This is a genomic window from Flavobacterium sp. RSP49, from assembly GCF_003968735.1.
Taxonomy (GTDB): domain Bacteria; phylum Bacteroidota; class Bacteroidia; order Flavobacteriales; family Flavobacteriaceae; genus Flavobacterium.
In genome coordinates this window covers 1-20495 of the sequence record NZ_RYDN01000010.1, presented here as the reverse complement: position 1 = coordinate 20495, position 20495 = coordinate 1, and the positions used below count along the sequence as shown (strand labels likewise).

At 36.9% G+C, this 20495-nt stretch carries 11 protein-coding genes; 2 read left to right on the top strand and 9 right to left on the bottom strand.

What is annotated here, in order from left to right; genetic code table 11:
* Positions 1–3 precede the first annotated feature (3 nt).
* From EKM02_RS07165 to EKM02_RS07135, 7 genes are all read right to left on the bottom strand, one after another.
* On the bottom strand, positions 4–3453 hold the full coding sequence (locus EKM02_RS07165; RefSeq protein ID WP_126453686.1) for a SusC/RagA family TonB-linked outer membrane protein: 3450 nt from the start codon (positions 3451–3453) through the stop codon (positions 4–6).
* Positions 3454–3542: 89 nt separating this feature from the next.
* Positions 3543–4487 (bottom strand): FecR family protein, encoded by a 945-nt coding sequence (locus tag EKM02_RS07160; protein WP_126453684.1) that lies wholly within the window; start codon positions 4485–4487, stop codon positions 3543–3545.
* Between the two features lie 92 nt (positions 4488–4579).
* Complete coding sequence (locus EKM02_RS07155; RefSeq protein WP_126453682.1) at positions 4580–5164, bottom strand: RNA polymerase sigma factor; 585 nt, start codon at positions 5162–5164, stop codon at positions 4580–4582.
* A gap of 188 nt (positions 5165–5352) precedes the next feature.
* Positions 5353–5574, bottom strand: coding sequence for a hypothetical protein (locus EKM02_RS07150; protein ID WP_126453680.1), 222 nt, complete (start codon positions 5572–5574; stop codon positions 5353–5355).
* 132 nt (positions 5575–5706) lie between these two features.
* Positions 5707–10422: a choice-of-anchor D domain-containing protein gene (locus tag EKM02_RS07145; RefSeq protein WP_126453678.1), complete on the bottom strand. Its 4716-nt coding sequence runs from the start codon at positions 10420–10422 to the stop codon at positions 5707–5709.
* A gap of 696 nt (positions 10423–11118) precedes the next feature.
* The gene (locus EKM02_RS07140) at positions 11119–11382 is read right to left on the bottom strand and encodes a hypothetical protein (RefSeq protein WP_126453676.1); all 264 of its coding nucleotides are present in this window, start codon (positions 11380–11382) and stop codon (positions 11119–11121) included.
* 43 nt (positions 11383–11425) lie between these two features.
* A complete protein-coding gene (locus tag EKM02_RS07135; protein ID WP_126453674.1) occupies positions 11426–16165 on the bottom strand; it encodes a LamG-like jellyroll fold domain-containing protein in 4740 nt (1579 codons plus the stop codon).
* Between the two features lie 543 nt (positions 16166–16708).
* On the opposite strand from EKM02_RS07135, the gene EKM02_RS07130 reads away from it, so the two are divergent.
* Together EKM02_RS07130 and EKM02_RS07125 are read left to right on the top strand one after the other, a co-directional pair.
* Positions 16709–17920: an MFS transporter gene (locus EKM02_RS07130; protein ID WP_126453672.1), complete on the top strand. Its 1212-nt coding sequence runs from the start codon at positions 16709–16711 to the stop codon at positions 17918–17920.
* A 289-nt stretch (positions 17921–18209) separates the two neighbouring features.
* Positions 18210–18848 (top strand): peroxiredoxin, encoded by a 639-nt coding sequence (locus EKM02_RS07125; RefSeq protein ID WP_126453670.1) that lies wholly within the window; start codon positions 18210–18212, stop codon positions 18846–18848.
* An 82-nt stretch (positions 18849–18930) separates the two neighbouring features.
* On the opposite strand, the gene EKM02_RS07120 is transcribed toward EKM02_RS07125, so the two are convergent.
* A complete protein-coding gene (locus EKM02_RS07120) occupies positions 18931–19812 on the bottom strand; it encodes a DMT family transporter (protein WP_126453668.1) in 882 nt (293 codons plus the stop codon).
* Positions 19812–20393: a GDP-mannose pyrophosphatase NudK gene (gene nudK, locus EKM02_RS07115; RefSeq protein WP_126453666.1), complete on the bottom strand. Its 582-nt coding sequence runs from the start codon at positions 20391–20393 to the stop codon at positions 19812–19814. The genes EKM02_RS07120 and nudK overlap by 1 nt, the downstream gene beginning before the upstream one ends.
* Between the last annotated feature and the right edge of the window lie 102 nt (positions 20394–20495).

Sequence of the window (20495 nt, the reverse complement as noted above, 5' to 3'; positions counted from 1 at the left end):
AGTTTAGAAATTCACTTTTAAATTAAAACCATAGGTAGCAGGAGTGGGCATTTGACCCATTTCGATACCGGGTAAAATAGTATCTCCATTTAAGGCTGCCGTTTCCGGATCGAAAATAGGAAAGTCAGAAAGAACCGCTAAGTCTCGACCAAAAACCGATACATCTAAACTTGTAATGCCGGTATTCTTAAGCCATATTGGAGAGAAACTGTATTGCAGACTTACTTCTCTCAATTTTACATAAGAAGCTTCAAAAGAGTTGGACTCGACATTGGCTCTGCGGTAATACCTGGCGTACCAGTCCGGAGTTAGTGCCTCAGTAGTGTTTTGAGAATACGTACCATCGGAATTTAATACTACTCCTTCGCCTACAATCACTCCTTCTTCGCGTCCTTTTATGGTAGATCTGATTTTACCCATTTCAGATAGTTTATGATGGGTTTGGGAATAGATGATACCGCCAAGTTGACCATCCAACATGACATTTAAACCTATGTTTCCAAATTTAAAACTGTTGTATAATCCGGCTCTCCAATCCGGAGTGGCATCGCCTATGTATTGAATTTCATCCGGATAGGCCGGTAAACCCGCATTGTCATATACAATCTGACCGTCAGGAGATCGTACAAAACCGTAGCCGTATATTGCGGTTGTTGTCCCACCCTCTTTGGCAATCAATGTGGCTGAACCTCCTGAACCAATGGTTTGTTGTCCCTGAATACCATCGGCAAGTTCCATGACGCGATTCCAGTTTTTAGACCAAGTTAAAGTGGTTGACCACTTAAATTTATCCATATTGACAATTTTTCCGGTTAGGGTGAGTTCAACTCCTCGATTTCGAACTTCGCCAGAATTCATGATGCCGGAACTGAATCCCGTTGTGATGTCTAAGGGAACAGAAATAATTTGGTTTTTAGTTGTTGTCTGATAGACCGTCGCGTCAAAATTGATTCTGTTTTTGAATAATCGCCCTTCAAAACCGGTTTCGATACTTGTGGTGATTTCGGGTTTAAAATTGGCATTATACAAGGTTGACGGCGCTACTGCTGAACTTGCAAAGGCAGATTGATCGTAGTATTTACTGGTTCTATACGGATCAGTATCATTACCCACTTGGGCAAGAGACAATCGGTATTTAAAATATTCCAGTGATTTGGGTAAGTTGAATATTTCAGAAAGAATAAAACTGGTATTTACAGAAGGGTAAAAGAAAGAATTGTTTTGTACTGGTAAAGTACTGGACCAGTCGTTTCTGCCCGTAACATCTAAGAAAATCTGATCTTTAAAAGAAAGGGAGAACAGTCCGTACAAGCTATTGACTTTTTTATAACTGTCATTTACACTTATGATTGGATTGCTGACCCCATTTGCCAATTTGTACACATCAGGAACGACCAAGCCTTCCACAGCAGCATCCATCCTTTGGTATTTATAGCTCATCGCATTTCCACCTGCTGACGCAGAAAAGGAAAAATCGTTTGACAGCTTATTCTTGTAAGTCAATAAAAAATCAGAATTTACTTCCTGCATAAATACATCCTGTGTTCTAAAAAATCCTTTAGCATACCGATTGATACTGTACGGCCTTTTTTGCTCCCGATCCTGATGGTAGGTGTTTAAAGCAGTTCTCAATAAAAGATCTAAATTGGGAGCCAACTGGATTGTGGCGTTCAGATTTCCCACGATTTGGTTACTCGCTAAGGAATTTGTAGCTTCATTGGCAATTAAATAGGGATTATCAATATAACTACTGAAAGGTTGCAGCTGTTGGATTTGGTTTTGACCTTGTCTCCAAATAGGGCGGTACCAATCGAGATCTACATTTGGATTTTGGAAAATCGTAAAGTAGGCGATAGAGCCATTATTGTAACCGGTACTCGGTAAATTGTCACTGTCTCTGTTGTTGTAATTGATCACAGAAGCAATTTTAATTTTATCCGAGATTTTATAATCCGCATTCACAGAGGCTGTTATTCTTTCAAATCCGGTATTAGGCATGATCCATTCATTTTTAGAATGACCAATAGACATTCTCATGGAACCATTTTTGTCCCCGCCTTGAAGCGTGAGGTTGTTGTTTGTAGTAATTCCGGTACGCCAGAAATCTTTAATATTATTCTTGTAGGGAATCCAAGGTGTTCTTTCGGTTCCTTGAGTCTGCGTTACGGGATCGTATTGAAAATAGGATTGTCCGTCAAATTTTGGTCCCCAGGCGCTACTGGTGGAACCCGTATTGTTTCCATCGGCAGAACTTAAATAGGAATAATACGGATTTCCATTTCGATCAAATGATTTTCCGGTACCCTGACCATATTCATATTGGTAATCTGGCCAACGTTGAATGACGTCAAAAGTGACTCCAGTGTTATAGCTAATCCCAAGGCCTTTGTTCTTTTTACCGGATTTGGTAGTGATAATTAACGCACCATTTGCGGCACGACTTCCATAAAGTGCAGTGGCTCCGGGTCCTTTTAAGACTGTTACATTTTCGATATCATCCAGGTTAAGGTCTGAAATACCGTTACCAAAATCAACTGGAGAATCGCGACCCATATACGCACTGTCAGATCCTGAGCTGGTTATTTTACTGTTTAGGGGAACACCATCTACAATAATTAAGGCATTATTTCCATTGGGATTCAACGAATTATTTCCTCTTAAGGTAATTTGTTGGGAATTTAGAGGCCCGGATCCTGAGGAAACGATATTTAAACCGGCCACTTTTCCTTTTAGACCTGAAGACCAGTTATTTGGAGCAGTTTGTGCCAGATTATCGGCATTGATGGTTTGTTGCGAAAAACCCAATTGTTTTTCCTGTCTTTTAATTCCTAAAGCAGTTACCACAACCTCGTTCAGCGCATTAGTGTTCGCTGTTAAGCGGATTACCAGTGGCGCAGAATTATTTGCGGATACTTCTTTGTCATCAAAACCCATATAGGAAACTACTAAAATCGCATTAGCCGTGGAGGTGGTCAGACTAAATTTTCCGTCAAAATCAGTTGTGGTGCTGTTTGTAGTTCCTTTTTCTAAAACGCTTGCTCCAGGTAAAGGCAAGCCTTGAGAATCATTTACTGTGCCGCGGGTGAGCTGCTGGATTGAAGGAGATTTGGTTACAGAAATGGTATTGTTGATGCGGCGAAATTGAAAGCCAGTTTGGGCGGTAATTTTATTTAAAATAGTATGTATGCTTTCCTTGTTTACCACTAAAGTCAAACGTTGTTTTGAAGAGGCGATTGTTTCGTCAAAAACAAAGGTGTAAGGAGTCTTTTTTTCTAAGATATCAAAGACTTCCCTGATTTGGATTTCTTTGATGTCGATAGAGAAATTTTTCTCCTCGGTAGTTATAGTTGTATAAGGCATTGCAGCCATTTCAGAAAACATGAAGAGGAAACTGAACAGGTACAGGTATTTTTTTAATTTTAGGGAAAAAAGAAATTGGATTTTCAAATTCATTTTAATAGGTTTTAAATATTTATTTTGTTTTAAGGGGATCTCAATTCGAATGCCACTTAAGTATTGGTTTTAATAGCGAATTCCAGCATTTACTTCTTTGGTTTTTCTCGTATAAAAATGGTGTTTTGGTTTTGAACGTGAATTTCTAATTGTTTTACCTCGGCAATACTGTTGAGGATAGTAGTGATATTTTCGTTTTTAAATTTTCCGGTAATCCGGAGTTGTTCTAATTCCGGATGCTCAAAAAGAATGGTCACATTAAATTTATTTCTCAAAATTGCGGCTGTTTCGCCAAGGCTTGTATTTTCGAGCACTATAATATTTTTAGTCCAAGCCAAGAAATCTTCCCGGGTATTGTTTGTGAGCAGTGGAAGCTGTGATGTATGAAAACGCAGTTGTTGATTTTTAGTTAGCAATACGTTGTGATTGGGGTTTTCTTTAGAATTCACGGCTACTTTTCCGGATAGCACACGGATGGTATTGGGGTAATTTTCATACGCGCTAATAGTAAAAGAAGTTCCTAAAACTTTGATTTTGAATTGGGAGGTTTCTACTGTAAAAGGACTTTTTGGATTGCGAACTACTTTGAAATAAGCTTCTCCTTTAAGGTCTAGTTTTCGGTTGTTTTTGAAATTGGATGCGTAAGTAACGCTGCTGTTGCCATTTAAAACCAGCTGACTGCCATCAGGCAAAAAGAGTGTTTTTATTTCCCCTTTGGCAGCGGATTGTGTGATGCGATTTGTACTGGTAGATTGGGTTATTACGAAAGAAATTCCGATAAAAAGAATTGCAATGGCAGCTATTTTGGCCAAATTCGAATAGCGTTTTTGCAGCTTTCCTTTTGGCTTGTTAATGGTAGTATTTATTTTATGCAGGATTGCATTTCTTTTTTCTGGGGTTAAAGAAAGGATTATCGTGTTTTGTTCTTTCTCTGTTTGTTTAGAGAAGAAGGTTTCTACAGCCTCTTTTTCGGATAGCGTGCATTTATTTTGAGCATATTTTTGGGCTAATGCGAGGAAGTCTTCTTTTTGCAAAACGGGTCTTTTTACTATAAGTACCCGCTGGTATTGTTTTTACGTAGTGGGAAATTCAGTCTTAAAGATTTGGTAACAGAAGGGGGAGTGGATTAACATTGTAGCAACATTACCGTAATAAAAATCGAGAATTGGCAGGGGTCAATCTTCATTTTAAGCAATTTCAATCCATCACTGATGTGCTTTTCTACGGTGCGGACTGAAATGTTTAATTTTTGGGCAATTTCAATATTGGTGTAATGTTCCAATCGGCTCAGGATTATGACTTCTTGGCTTCTGGGAGGGAGTTTCTTTATTTGCTTAAAAATTTCGGATTCAAATTCTTGGTATACTAAATGCTTATCGGTTCCGGAAGGATTCGGGATGTTTTGGAGTATTTCAAGATGTCCGGAATCAAATTTTAAATCCCGAATGTGATTGGCAACTTTGTATTTGACGGCTCGGAGTAAATAACCTTCTAAATTTTCAATAGATGTATTGGCTGATTTTTCCCAGAGACTAATAAATATTTCCTGAACAATATCTTCGCAAATGGCTTCCTCTTTGTAGATTTTAAAAGCATAGGTATACAATCTTTTCCAATAACGGTCAAATAAGATGCCAAAGGCAAGCTGATCCTGGTGCTGCAATCTTGTTTGTAATTCCGTATCGGATAATAGCAGTAGTGTTGTTTTCATGCTGTAGTAGTTGCTACAAATGAAATCAATTTTAACAAGCTGGGATTCGAAAGGAGTTTAAGCTATGGTTAACGAATGTCGATGATTTATTACCAACGGTGTTAAACATTTTTTTTCTGGTTATTAAAAAGAAAAACGGCGCTGAAATAAGCGTCGTTTTTTATAAAGTGAAAATGGAAGGTTTTAGTTTAGCATTTTTTTCCGCTGGCTTTTGCCATTGTTGCCGCACACTTTTTTCCTTCGGATTTGCATTTTGTTTTGCATGTTTCAACTTCTGCGGCAGTCATTGCTTTGGAGTCTTTTTTGGCACAACAGGATTCTTTTTTAGCTTTTGCGACAGCTTTTACTTCTTGCGCACTAAGAGCAGTAGTGAAGAATGCAATTGCAACAAATGTTAGTATTTTTTTCATGTTATAAATTTTAAAATTGGTTTATTTACTTTGGATATCAGTCCAAATATAGATAATAATTCAAATCAATTATAAAATTCAGAGCACTATTTATTTAATTGTTTTTGATTTTTTTCTCCAAAAAGAAACAGATTATTTGATAATTATCTTTTCGCGAAGCATTCCTTTTGAAGTTTGTAACTGTGCAATATAAACACCGGAACTTTCTTTTTCAAGGGGAAGCTGTATGTTTTGCTGATCTTGATTTTCAACCTTCCAACTGGAGACTACTTGCCCAAGAATATTGAATAAAGTAACTTCTTGAACCGTTGTGTCTGTTTTTTTGTTGTGGATCATCAGCACGTTTTTATTTTGCGAATGCAGAATTACTAGAGTGTTACTCGTATGGATGGGATCCGTTATTCCAAGGCTCTTGTCTTTGAAACGCAACGAAAAGCGATTGTGGAATTCCCCTTTGGCAAGATTGATTTCAAAAGTTGCATTCCTGATATTATGATGGGTTTTAGTATTGTCATCATAAACAAAAACAGGTTGATTGGTTTCGAAATTTTCCAGACCGTCGATTAAAAATTGTACAATTCCTTCCCGATCTGTTTTTACGCCGATGGGGTAGGATGATTCCAGGTCAAAGTAGCCTTCCCCTTGAATTACCAGTTGCTTTGTACCATTTAGGAAATACATGTCGCTAGGCAGATCATCCATCAAGAAGCCGTCATAACCATAATCAATCGCGCTGGTTGCTTGCCCCTGCATAAAAGCTAACAAGACTTGGCGATGGAAATTATTGGTTGAGTTGAAACCCAAGCGGATCCTTTTCAGGGAGTCTTTTTTTACAGGATCACTGGCATTAGTATTCCATGTATTTTTTGCTTTTGTTGTAGCTGTAGTTTTGAAAAGAGTATTGGATGCTGCATCCGTTTCTTTCTGAAAAGTCCGTTGACCGTTATTGAAAATTACGGTTCCGCCACCACCCGTTTTGCCAAATACAAAGAATCCCTGGCCCACTGGAATATTTTGCTTTGGAATTTTGTTGCTCAGCCCTACGCCACTTATCATATCCGGTACCACTGGCGGTAAACCACCGGATAAGTTAAGCACAGCGTAGCCTCCTAAATAATCTCTTAAAACATGTGTATTGTTGTTGGAGGAGTGTTCCCAGAAATAGAGCGTGCCGTCTACGCCTGTGTCTTGTAATTGGTCTATGGAATTCAGATTGTCATTGATGAAAGCAAAGGCATCTAAAGCTGACGGATAGGGATTTCCGGTAAGTAATAATTGTGTGGCACTTACTGTATTTGTAAGTATAATTCCATTATTTGGTTTTCCTGTAAAGGTATAATTTTGAGTTTCGGAGGCTGCTCCGTTTCCTTTTAACGTAAATCCCTGTCCCACTCGCAACGGACTGGTTTCATTTATTTGCACCCAATTTGCGTACGCACTGGCATAATTGTCAAATTTATAAAGCCAATACCGGGCTAAACTAATTGGGTCTGTTGCGCGTCCATCATAGCCTCCAATCCAATTGATTGCTGCTGGGATTGCAGGATTTGTTCCGTCTCTAAACACCGCATTGACGGTATAATCCGTATTGTTTGCCATTGTGTTTACGGGGCTTACAGGAGAGCTCCAGAAGTTGTAGTTGTAAAGGTTGGATTGTCCTTGCTGGTCTCTTTCTATAGTGCCTGCGCTGGCCACGTCTAATTCGCTTTGCGCAGTTTGCACTAATTGTGATTTTCCTACTAAATCAATTTTACCGTCTAATTTTAAGTACCAGTCATTTTGTATTTTAGTATCATTATTCATTGTTATTTTTTTTCCGGAATCAACCAGCATTCCTAAATCAATGTTGTTTGCCGTTTCAATAATGTCATGTTGTACTTTGATTATTGACCAATCGTTTTTCATGATGTCATTTCCGCTGATTTCTTTGGTTGGACTATGCACTGCTGTTGCAAAACTACCGGTTCTTTCTGTCAGGAAAGGCAAGGGTGCCTGTTGTATATCAATGTTTTTATGATTGTAGATTTTTGTTCCGGTGAGGTCAATTGTCGGGGTAGATAGGTCATCAATAATGTTATCTTTGTAGGTGTCCATTCTGTAATACCGAAGCAGGTTTGCAAAAGGCAATGAAGCCGGGGTGACAGCAATATTTTTAGGGACGATAGTTCCTCTAACTTCTGAGCCAGTATTTTGTATTTCCTGATACACCATTCGTTGTAATTGAGAGTCCGTTAGCGCCACATTGAAGACGCGTATTTCATCTATTTTCCCTTTGAAATATTTTGTGTTTGCAATGGGATTCTTTCCTAAAGTAAGCAGTGAGGGATCAATAGCAATACTTCCGGATGCTGCTTGGGTTGTTACCAAAGTACCATTTAAATATAATTTCAAATTATTGCCGTCAAAGACCGTGGCTACATTATACCATTGAGAAACATCTAAAGCAGTACCAAAAGTTACTGTAGTACCATTTACAACCGCTTGCAGTTTTTTAGCCGCTGAAATACGGATTTGAAATTTATCCTGACCCACAATAACGCCGTCTGTTATAAAAGCAGGATTCAAATTGATCCATGCCATTAGGGAAGCATTGGCTAAACCACCCAGAATGGAGGTGCTTTGTCCGTAATCGTTTCGACCGTCAAAATCAAGAAATAATTTAGAGTGTAAATCCCTTGGAGAACCAAAAACAGCTGGATTGGTATCAAAAGCATCCGGAATACCATCTTTATCGGCATCAGTTGTTCCATCAATAATTCCATCGTTGTTAGTGTCCAGCGTTTTATAATCATAGATTAACAACGTTTTAGCGATATCAAATGTAAGTCCATTAGATTTTACATCAATGTAATTTGGAATTCCATCGCCGTCAGTATCCAAAAGATAATTGAGAAAAGGCGCAACATTTTCTCCTTGTCCTAAATTTCCATATTGGTTGATTCCGGTACCGTAATCGTAAATGTCTAATATTCCATCACCAAAAAGTTCTATGGTACCATTACCGTCCGTATCTTTATTTCTAAAGGTCTCAGAATCTAATCCATCTCCTGTGCCATCCCCATTAATATCGCCATCTCCATTGATAAAACCAGCCACAGCATTCGTATTTCCTGTACCGGATTCATCTACATCAAAAAGGCTGTCATTGTCACTGTCTAAATCTATGTAGTTGGGTATGCCGTCTCCGTCTGAATCTAAGGTGGGTAATGCCGCACTCGATTCTGCATTGTCGTGTAATCCATTGCCGTTTGCATCAGCCCAAGCTGCATCAATTTTACCTTTTCCATTGCTTAGATTTCCTAAGCCTACTTCAATAACATCCTCGATGCCATCATTATCAGCATCCAAATCAAATAGATCCGCAACACCATCATTATCTAAATCACATAAAGTTTGAGCGATCAGGATGTCATCCAGCGCAAGGTCGTTACCATTACCTCCGGGCGCATTATTTTTGAAGCGAATGATGAATGCATTGGTGTTTCCTAGATTGACACTCATGGTAAATTGTTGCCAGACACCCTGTGCACAGCTATTGTCTGCCGTAGTTCCGGAGCACCTTCCAATGTCACCAGTATTGAAAGATGCTAGTTGATTGTTTGATAAATCAAAAAACTCAACGGTTATATTGGGCAAAATAGATTTGGGATAAGTGGAGGATGCCATGATGTTTAATGCCCAAAAACTATAGGTAATGGGTAGATTCGAAAGTATTCCGGTAATCGTTGTTTCATAAAATACACCGGAAGCAAAACTGGCATTAAAAACAGCCATTCGTCCATTAGTATCTCCGGCAGTATGGTCTTCTCCATTATACCAAGCTAAATCGCCATGGATGTTTTCAGGATCACTTGCCGTTGTTCCTGTTATTTTTGAAACCACTGTGTATTCCCCATCGTCTAATATCTTGGTCGATTGAGATGGACATTCGGTTGTATTAGTACCGGTAATTCCATCTTCGTAGCAATAGGTAGTTGTGGCATTATAGGCAGTAGTAAAGGAAGAGGTTCTTCCTCCCGTTCCAAAGGTTTCATTTAAGAACTTATAATTTACTTTACGCCCGTTTGAATTATTGCAATTTATTTCTTCGGTGGCATCCAGAATTCCATCATTGTCATCGTCAATGTCGATATTATCAAAAATACCATCGCCATCACTATCAAAAAAGGTTTGTATTCCAAGGCCTTTAATGGCAAAATTATACGGATTTTCATCAGAGTCATTGTTTACTATCGAAATTGTTGCTGTTTTTGTGCCAAGGGCATTAGGGTCAAAAGCAATCGAAAATGTAGAACTTCCTCCTGCAGTAATTAAAGGACTAGGACTGGTGGTAAGTGTGAAATTAGCAGCGTTAGTGCCAGAAATAGTGATGGAGCCTATGGAGAGTGCAAGGTTTCCCGTATTTTGAATAGTATACGTTTTTGTGATGATTCCCGTACTGGTTTCCATTGATCCAAAGTCAGTCCAATCATTTATACTTGGTGTTGTATCGCCATTTGCAATTGAAATAGTGTTTCCTTTTATATTTATTTCGTTGGCAGCCAATGAATTATTTGTTCTATTTGAACCACTACTGCTATTAAGGCTACCGAAATTTTTATCACTTAACGCTACAACGGGTATAGTTGTTGCAAATGTAGAAAGACTTCTTGCATCACTTTTTGAATTAGAGGATTCTGCACCTGCTGCGTCCCATGAATTTATCAGTACATTGGTTGCTGCAGCGGGAACTGTAAAAACTTCAGATGCGCTAAAAATTTGTTTAGTTTGGGAAGAACCGCAAAAAATAATAAAAAACAGAAGAATTGTAAAAAAAAGCTTTTTATCAGATAAAGTAGTTTTTTTCATAATTTAATTGGGGTGTTTAATTAATTATGCTTTAGGATTCTTTTTTTTAAGTTGAAAGAGGTAAATTTTACAAAAACTTTTAGAAAAAGTAAATTTAAATATATTAGTTCGATAATCTGTTTAAAAGCACTTAAAATCGATAAAATACATATATAAATAATAAACATAAGTTAAATAGTACTTTTAATAACATATTTTTGAGTTTTTCCGTAAATATGTTTTGCGGTACTTCCATTAATAGTATTATTTATAGTCCGGTCCGTAACTAATACCACTTAATTATTTCAGCCACGAATTATCAGAATTACCTCGGTTTTCTATTTTAATTTTAAAAAAATTGGTAAAAAGTATTGTAATTCGAGGCTCTTTTTTAGAAATAGTTGTAGTCTATAAATGTTGTCTGCTTCGCTGAAAGTCCTTTTGTTTTATAGCGTCTGTCCTTTTACAGCATTATCAAAAAGGCACATGCTAAAAATGGAATTGGGTTATTTATGACTCAGCCTGCAATACAAAAGAATGGAATCGAAAAAGTATAAAAAGCAGCATCCGTAGATTGAATGGATTTTGCGGTCAATCATGGGTTATTTTTGTTAGAATAAAAAAAATCAATTTATTGGTGCCAAATACAAATGGGTATCGAGAAAATCTTTAAAATACGGAAGTAGTGACTATTGTCGGATTTCTTTATTTCGTTGTTTATAAAAAACGAGAGGCCTTGTTGTTGTTGTTGTTGTTGTTGTTGTTGTTGTTGTTGTTGTTGTTGTTGTTGTTGTTGTTGTTGTTGTTGTTGTTGTTGTTGTTGTTGTTGTTGTTGTTGTTGTTGTTGTTGTTGTTGTTGTTGTTGTTGTTGTTGTTGTTGTTGTTGTTGTTGTTGCAGAACAAAGTCAATATCGCGATGCCGTACTGTTTGAAAATTATAATTTCTTTGTGGTTTGGCTTTTTGTTTTCAAGAATTTCCATAAAGGTTGGTGCCGTATTTTTTAAAATTAAAATGGATTGGAACTTATTTCACGATAATTTTTTTGCTTATGATTCCTTTGGACGTTTTCAGTTTTACAACATACACTTCAGCTTCTTTGTCCTGAATCTGGATTTTCATATTGGTTTGTTCTTTGTCCGCAACCTCCCATTCCTCCATTAATTTCCCTTGAATATTATAAAGAGAAACAGACAGAACGGTGTTGTCATTTGTACTATTTGTAATATTCAAAACATTATTAGAACGGGTAAAGAATACAGTAATTGCGTTCTCATACACTTGATCTTGTACCACAAGACTTTTGTCAGTAAATCGCAAAGCGAAACGATCCGTAACATATCCTTCGGGAAGGTCCACTTCATAAAGCGTATTTTTTAGACTATTATAGGTGTCTGTTTCTTTATCGTAAATAAAAATATTTTGGTTTTCATCAAAGTTTTCTAAGGCATCAATACCAAACGATACTTTTCCAGCAGCTTCAGTTCGAACCCCAATAGGGAAGGAGGCCTCTTGATCAAAATAGCCTTCTCCTTGTATGGCTAATCTATTTTCGCCATTCAATAAATACAGATCATTTGGAGAACCATCAATATTATAGGCATCATAGCCATCATTCATCTCCGCGTTCGCTCTTTCCTCCATAAAGGCTAGAAGTACCTGTCTATGAAAAGTTTTATCGATAACATTAAATCCGAGACGTATTTTTTTGTGCGTGTCGTTCTCAATTCTAGCATTGCTGTTGTCTGTCCAATGATTTGAATCTTTAGGTGTTTCAGGGATTCTATACAGTGTCTGCGAAAGACCGACAGAATCTTCTTTAACAAAATCTCTTTGACTATTATTGAAAGTGACCGTGCCGCCAGATCCAATTTTTCCAATAACAAAAAATCCTTGCCCTACAGGAATATATCTTTTTGGATCTAATTTTGAGGATGATCCGGTGCCACTTATGAAATCGACTCCTGTAGCACTTGGAGCGACTCCGCCGGATAAGTTTCTTATGCCGTAACCCCCTTGATACGCCGCTAAATTATGCGAATTGTTGGTCGAATAATGTTCCCAGAAATACAAGGCGCCATCAATTGCCGGATTGGTTGTTGAAGTTTCTATAGAATTAATATTATCCATTATAAATTGATCAGCATCCAGTGCTGAAGGATACGGATTGCCTACCAATAATAACTGATCAGAACCAATGGTATTTGTTATAGTACCATTATTTGGTTTTCCTGAAAAGCTAAGGTTTTGTGTTCCTGAAGTTCCCGGTCCTTTCAAGGTGAATCCTTTTCCTGCTTGAAGTGTGCCTGTTTCGCCTATTTGAGTCCAATTAGCATAATCAGAGGCATTCAGGTTGCTGTCAAATTTATAAATCCAGTAGCGTGCTAAACTAAATGGAGTCGTAGCGCCGTCATAACCATTAATCCAAGTTATCGTTCCTGGAGCTGCAGGATTTGTTCCGTCCTTTAAGACTTCAGCTACAGTAAAATTATTATTATTGGTAGTATCGTTAATTCGGCCCACCGGAGCACTCCAATAGTTGTAATTGAATTTATTGGCTTGGCCTTGTTGGTCCCTTTTTATGGATCCTGCACTTGTTGCATCTAAATCACTGCCTAGTTTTTGTACCAATTGGGATCTGCCTACTAAGTCTATTTTTCCATCGAGTTTTAGATAATGGGAGACTTCTATTTTGGAATCGTTAGTTGCACTTAAAGTATTGCTGTTAACAAATAATCCTAGAACGGTTTTATTTCCTGAAGAAGTAATAATGTGGGTTGTTTTTACAATATTCCAATCTATGGGAGTAGTATTATTGATAATAGATAAACTATATGGTACATCTTGATTTCCTCCATTTTTCCATGTTGTTGGAGTTTGCCATAACCCATTACTATCACTTATGTATGGCATCGGAGCAGTTTGTACATTGATTGATATTTTATCAGGAATTACTAAACTTCCTCTGTTTACATTTACTGAATCATCGTCAAGATGTGTTCCTATGTAAGAGTTCATAGAGTAATAAGCAATTAAATTATTCCAAAATAAGGTATTAGTATCGTTTTTAGTAATTGTAGAAGGAATAATAGTTCCAATTGTTCCTGTATTACTTTGTACTATTTCTTGGTTCATAATAAATTGAATCTCTTTTGCGGTGAGTACTCGATTCCAGATTCTGAGTTCGTCTATATCACCTTTAAATAAATTATTAATAGCGTTTTTAGTTATGAACTGACCACCAATACTGAAAGTCCCTGTTGATGTACCAGGATTTCCGGTCATTGTCACTGTTTTTTCAAAAACACCATCAATATAAATAGATAATGTATTGGAAGTATGGGTATATGCTATATTATGCCATTTTGCATTTGGTAAAATGGTATTTGTGATAGCGGTACTTAAAACAGCTGACCCATTGTACCATTCAAACCTAACTCTATTGTCGTTTTGTAAAACTATTTGATATCCATTTCCAGCAGCGGATTTTTTTGATAAAATAGTTCGTTCATTCGCTAAAGTATTGGTACCGTTTGGTCGTATCCAGGTCATAAAAGAAAATGCAGCAGGTAGTTCGTTGCTATTGCCAATTCTTACAAAATCGTCAAGCCCATCGAGTGTTATATGTAACGGTTTTGTGGCTCTATGTGCCACACCAAAAGTGATGTATTTAGTTCCATCAAAATCATATAAACAGGTTTGATTGCCACTCGCTGTCGACATGAAAACAGTTTCAAGTCCTGTTGTAAAAGCTGAATTGGTAGCCACTACCATTACGTATGCATCTGTTGGACCTAAAGCAGGTAATCCGCTTAAGAATGTCGCAGCTGGAATGTTGACACGAACGGTGCCTACGTCTATTCCTGTTTTTTCTACTACTTTCCATTTCCTGTTGACTACCTCAGTACTAGTAGAAATGGTTGTTGGTCCAAGATCAATGTTTAAGTTGATTCCAGAGTTTGACATTGTGCCATTGTTGGAACCCCACATCAGATAGTTTCTGTCTCTTCCAAAATTATTTGGATTATTACTATTGGTGCTTGTTATATCACCAAGCCCAATAGTTAAAACTGTATTAGGATTTTCACTTTTAGATTGCTTTTGTATTAGTACAGTATTATCATCTCTTCCTATTCCAGCTATGTCATAATTAAAGCCTGTATTAGCTGCAACATCCCAAATAGGATCTCCATTGGAATCGATGTAGTTTACATCTCCAAAATTATCTGCTGTCGTACTTCCGCTTGCGTGTAAGGTTACTCCATTCTTAATTCCCAGATAAGATTGTATTTTTTGTTGCTCAAGCTCAGTTCTGGCGGTCGAATAACTTGCTACTTCTGTTATTCTACCATCTAGATAGGTGTTAAGTAAAACTCCTCCTACTAAAAAACCATTAAGAGTAAATCGACCGACTCCTAATTGATAAACAGAATTGTTAAAATCCGAAAAAGTTAACGGAGTTCCTGTACCACTTGTCCCAGTTGTAGCTGTATGAGTATCAATTTTTTTACCATTCAAATAAATTTCAGTAACGTTTGGAGTTACTGAGGTATTTGATTTGATATTTAAAATCATTACAGTTCCTCCAACAGTATTTGTAGGAGAAGGTGGTGCATAACTTCGACCATAAGAGTCTGGATTACTGGACACTGAATAGGTTCCAATCATGTGGGATATTAAATTGTCACTATTAAATCGAGAGGAAATTCTTCCTAATCCCAGTCCAGTTCCATCTTGCCCAAAATTTTCAGTTGTTATCCTTCCAGATATTATTTCTTGTGAATTATTTGTTGATTTATCGGAATTACCGTTTGTTTTTACTACCACATAATAATCCGTAGACCAATAGCCTCCCTTTCCTTTTAAAACATTACTTCCACTTCGACTAAAATCTACAACAGGATTAAAATTAATGTTTCGACTCGCATCGTTTCTGTATTTAGGAGCAAAAGTACCATAACCGTTTGCACTATTGTCATAGGCTTGGTCTGACCATGAGGTTACTGTACTGTTATCAGTTGTTGAGTTTGTCCCTACATTTGCTTTCAACCAAAGTTTAAGATTTCCGTTTATATTACCAGGCCCTATCGCAGGATTTGCTGGTGCAGTAAGATGTTCTCCTTTAATTATTACATTGTCAATAGCTACTCCATCATCGTTACGATTATTATCTGATCCAAAATTAATTCTAAATCGTAAAGAGGTAGCATTATTTAATCCAGCGACCTCACTACCAGATATCGAGGCTTCTATAAATTTAGATGGACTTTGCTCTACTTCAGTATTTATTCCAGACCATCCATGAACATCATTACCTATACCATTAACATCAATGTCGTTGTACCAATTATTTCCATTACCAGCGTTTCCTAATCTGACCCATCCTGTTAATCCAAGTGCGTCCGTTGTGTATTCTATATTCATACCATCGACGCCTGATTGTGTGACGTAGCGAATGTCAATATAGAATTTAACATTATTAAAACCGCTAGTTGAAATTACAGGACTCGTTAATCTCGTTAAATAATTAATTCCATAATCGTTGTAATTGTTTATGCTCCAGTAACTTCCTTCTCCCACTATAGGGTTAGCGTTATAGGACCATGATCCATTTCTATCTGATTCAGTGCTTGATGTCCAGCCTCCATTATTAGCGTCAAAATTTTCGTAATGTATGGTTTTGGTCTGTGAATATCCTAAAAAAACAAGACATAAAAACGCGAGAGTAAAACAGGTTGTTTTTGTAAAGAGTAAAGTTCTTTTCATGTTTAGGTAATGTATGAATTATCGTGGTTATAATTGCAAACTGTTATGGTACAAGAGACTAATTATCGTTATTAATGAATTTTAATCCTCATTCAATTAAGACTTTTATACTAAAATTGAACTTTTCAAATATAAAATATTTTTTAGTAAAACACTCTTTTTTTACCGTTTAAAAGCGAGTATTATCGTTTAAACGCATAAAAATATATTTTTTCTACTTTTTTTGTAAAAAAAAATAGGCAAGGCAGTACTGAATTTCTACAAATAGAGGCGTAATAATTTCTAAAAACACTTAAACAGGATTTTAATTTACTGTAATAACAAATCGTGCTTGTTTTAATTTTTTTCTATCTTTTTTACGGATTAAAACGCAATTTTTAACTAATTTTAGCACCTTATTCAGAGTATATAGCTGGGTCAAAAAGGAGTCAAAAGCATCTTAAATAGTATGGCTTTCAGTCTTTTGTTTTTAATTAATTTAAAGGTTTGGGCTGCTTTTTGCTACTCCTTATTCGCATTAATAATACAGTTTTATTAAAAAATATGAATTCATCCTCTGATAATGCAACACAAATTGACACTACCGTTATTGCACAGCAAACCGTGTATCCTGTCCTGTTTTCTATTGCATTTGCTCATTTGCTAAATGATTTATTACAGGCCGTTATTCCGGCTGCGTACCCTATTTTAAAAGAAAATTTTAATTTAACCTTCACCCAAATCGGGTTAATTACCTTGGCCTATCAATTAGCGGCTTCCATTTTGCAGCCGATCGTAGGACTCTACACGGACAAAAGACCAAAACCATTTTCCCAAATTTTCGGAATGCTTTTTACCTTATCCGGAATTGTGGGCTTGTCCTATGCGTCCAGTTTTTCAATGATCATTGTTTCGGTTGTATTAGTCGGGATTGGTTCGTCCATTTTTCATCCTGAAGCATCCCGAATCTCTTTTTTGGCCTCTGGAGGAAAACGGGGTTTGGCACAATCCATTTTTCAGTTGGGGGGCAATGCCGGAACAGCGATCGGGCCTTTACTGGTTGCCTTAATTGTGGTTCCTAATTCTCAATATTACATAATTTGGTTCGTCGCCGTCGCCCTTATTGGATTGGTTGTTTTGAGTAGGATTGCCCTTTGGTATAAAAAGCATTTGAGTTTAAAGAGCACTAAAAAAATGGTAATCAATTTGCCTAATTTGTCTCAAAAAACGATCGCAATCTCCGTGGGAATTTTGATGGTTTTGATATTTTCAAAATTCTTTTACATGGCCAGTATGTCCAGTTATTTCACCTTTTATTTAATCGAAAAATTTGGATTATCAGTGCAGGATGCCCAGTTTCACTTGGTTCTGTTTTTAGCCTCTTGTGCAATAGGAACTTTAATTGGTGGGCCTTTGGGCGATAAATACGGCAGGAAATACGTCATTTGGTTCTCTGTCTTGGGAGCCGCGCCTTTTACCTTACTGTTGCCGTTTGTCGATTTATTTTGGACCGGAGTCCTTTCCGTCCTCATTGGAACTATAATGTCCTCAGCCTTTCCGGCTATTCTGGTTTTTGCACAGGAATTACTACCTAAAAAACTCGGAATGGTTTCTGGACTTTTCTATGGTTTCGCCTTCGGAATGGGAGGTTTAGGCTCTGCTTTACTCGGAAATCTAGCAGATCACACCAGCATCACTTATGTCTATTACCTGTGTGCCTATTTGCCGTTGATCGGAATTATTGCTTTCTTTTTGCCTAATTTAAAGAAAAAATAATACTTTTTCGTAGTTATATTTACTTCGTCAGTTCGCTTCGCGCGTGTCCTGTTCTGCACTTGTATTCCAAGGTAATATAAACTACAGCTGAAAAAGCCTTGTTTTTCTAAATCGGGAGATGTCGCTGCTATCAGAGCTCTAGGGTATTTGGTTTCCTAATGGCATTATTTTTTTATAGGGCTTCGTTCTGGTTTTTATAAAAATTAGTAGAATTTTAAGAGTTGTTTTCCCTCTAAAGTGTGTTTATTTCGATACCTTACAGTGTTACTAATTATTAAAATAAACAAGTATGGCAACAGTACGATTAGGCGATATTGCTCCTGATTTTGAAGCAGAAACGTCACAAGGAAAAATAGAATTTCATCAATGGCTAGGAGATTCTTGGGGTATTTTGTTCTCACATCCCGCTGATTTCACACCGGTTTGCACCACTGAGTTAGGAACAGCAGCACTGTATTATCCTGAATTTAAAAAACGAAATGTCAAGGTAATCGCATTGAGCGTAGATGGCGTCGATTCACACATGGAATGGATTAAAGACATCAATGAAACTCAAAATACTACTGTAGATTTCCCTATAATAGCCGATGAAGAAAAGCATATCGCGGAACTATATGACATGATTCATCCCAACGCAAGTGAGAGTTTCACTGTTCGTTCCGTTTTTATAATAGGACCAGACAAAAAAATAAAATTGACATTGACCTATCCGGCATCAACCGGTAGAAATTTTGATGAATTATTGCGTGTCATCGATAGTCTGCAATTGACAGCTAATTACAGCGTGGCCACACCGGCCAACTGGAAAGATGGAGATAGCGTTGTAATTTCGCCTGCGGTTAAAGATGAAGATATCCCGACTAAATTTCCAAAAGGCTACGAAAGGGTCAAACCGTATTTGCGAATGACTCCGCAGCCCAATAAATAATATTTTTTAGAAAACCGTATAAACATGAAAGCAGAATGAATTTATTTTTATTCTGCTTTTCTATTTTGTCAAAAATTAAAAATTACTTCTTATTGGTGATTAATAAACCAGAAACAATGATGCCCATACTAATAATTTGTATCAATCCAATTGCTTGATTTAGGAAAAAGTAAGCAAGAATACCGCTGAATATTGGGATTAAATAATAGATTAGAGCTGTTTTAGATGTGCCTATCAATCGTATGGCTTCGTTCCACAAATAGAAAGAAACCAGCGAAGCAAAAATGCCAACATAGGAGGTAATCAGTATCGTTTTAGTGTCAAAAACAACTTTTTTGTAAAGCAAATGTTCACAAAGATAAAAAGGAAAAAGGAGCAGTGTGCCTATTACAAAAACACTAAACAAAAATACTTTTGGGGTTAATTCAGGTGGTTTTTTACGCACTAAAATAGTGTAATACGCAAAAAAGAAGCAAGCCACAAGCATCAATAAATCCCCAATGGTAAAGTTGATTTTTAGCAAGGCCTGAAGCGAACCTTTGGTAATTAGCACTAGAACCCCTGTGATTATAGTTACAATTCCTATGATTTTTAGATTAGAAACGGTCTCTTTAAAAATAATTCTGGAGATTACAACAATAAATAACGGAATCGAAATGGCGATTAGCGATAAATTCACAGCACTCGTTGTTTTTCCTGCAATGTAAATTAACGTGTTGAAAATAGTGATTCCCAATACCGCCGTAAACACAAGATACCGGAGGTGTTTTTTAACAATTGTAAAATTTCTGGTCGTACTTTTTAAAGCAAATGGAGCCAAAACGAGACATGCAATTGTCCAGCGCCAAAAGGCCAGTCCTATAGGAGGAATGTGGTCTTTTATGCCACTGGCGATGACCATATTTACGGACCATAACAAGGTAGCAAATAAGGCAAATAGAACTCCTTTAGTGGGATTACTCATTAAACCAAATTATGAATTTTAGCATACTGTAATAACATAATAGTCTTGGCATCCTGCATTTGACCAAATTCAATCATGGCATACGCTTCTTCAAAAGACATTTCGATCACATCTATATTTTCTTGCTCATGTGCTACTCCGCCACCGTCACTTACTTTCATAGATTCATCGTACTCGCCAACAAATAAATACAATATTTCAGTTACAGCTCCTGGCGACATATATGTTTCCATGACTTTTTTGACTATAGAAATACGATATCCTGTTTCTTCTTCGGTTTCTCTAATGATGCATTGCTCTGGGTTGTCTTGATCCAAAAGGCCGGCACAAACCTCAATCATCATTCCTGATTTATTTCCGTTAAGATAGGTTGGCAAGCGAAACTGGCGTGTAAGAATAACGGTTTTTTGTAAGGTGTTATAAAGCAAAATGGCTGCTCCGTTTCCTCTATCATAGACTTCTCTTTTTTGGGTAATCCAGGAGTCGTCTTTTTTTTGATAGTCAAAAGTGACTTTGTTTAAAAGGTACCAATTGTCTGAGAGCAATTCGGTTTTTTGTATTTTAATGGTTGGGTTTTTCATTCGTAGTGATTAATTTTTAAACTAAATATGCTTATCCGTATTAACACCTAATCATTTTGTATCTTTAAAATCTAAACAGATTTGATATGAATATTTTAGATT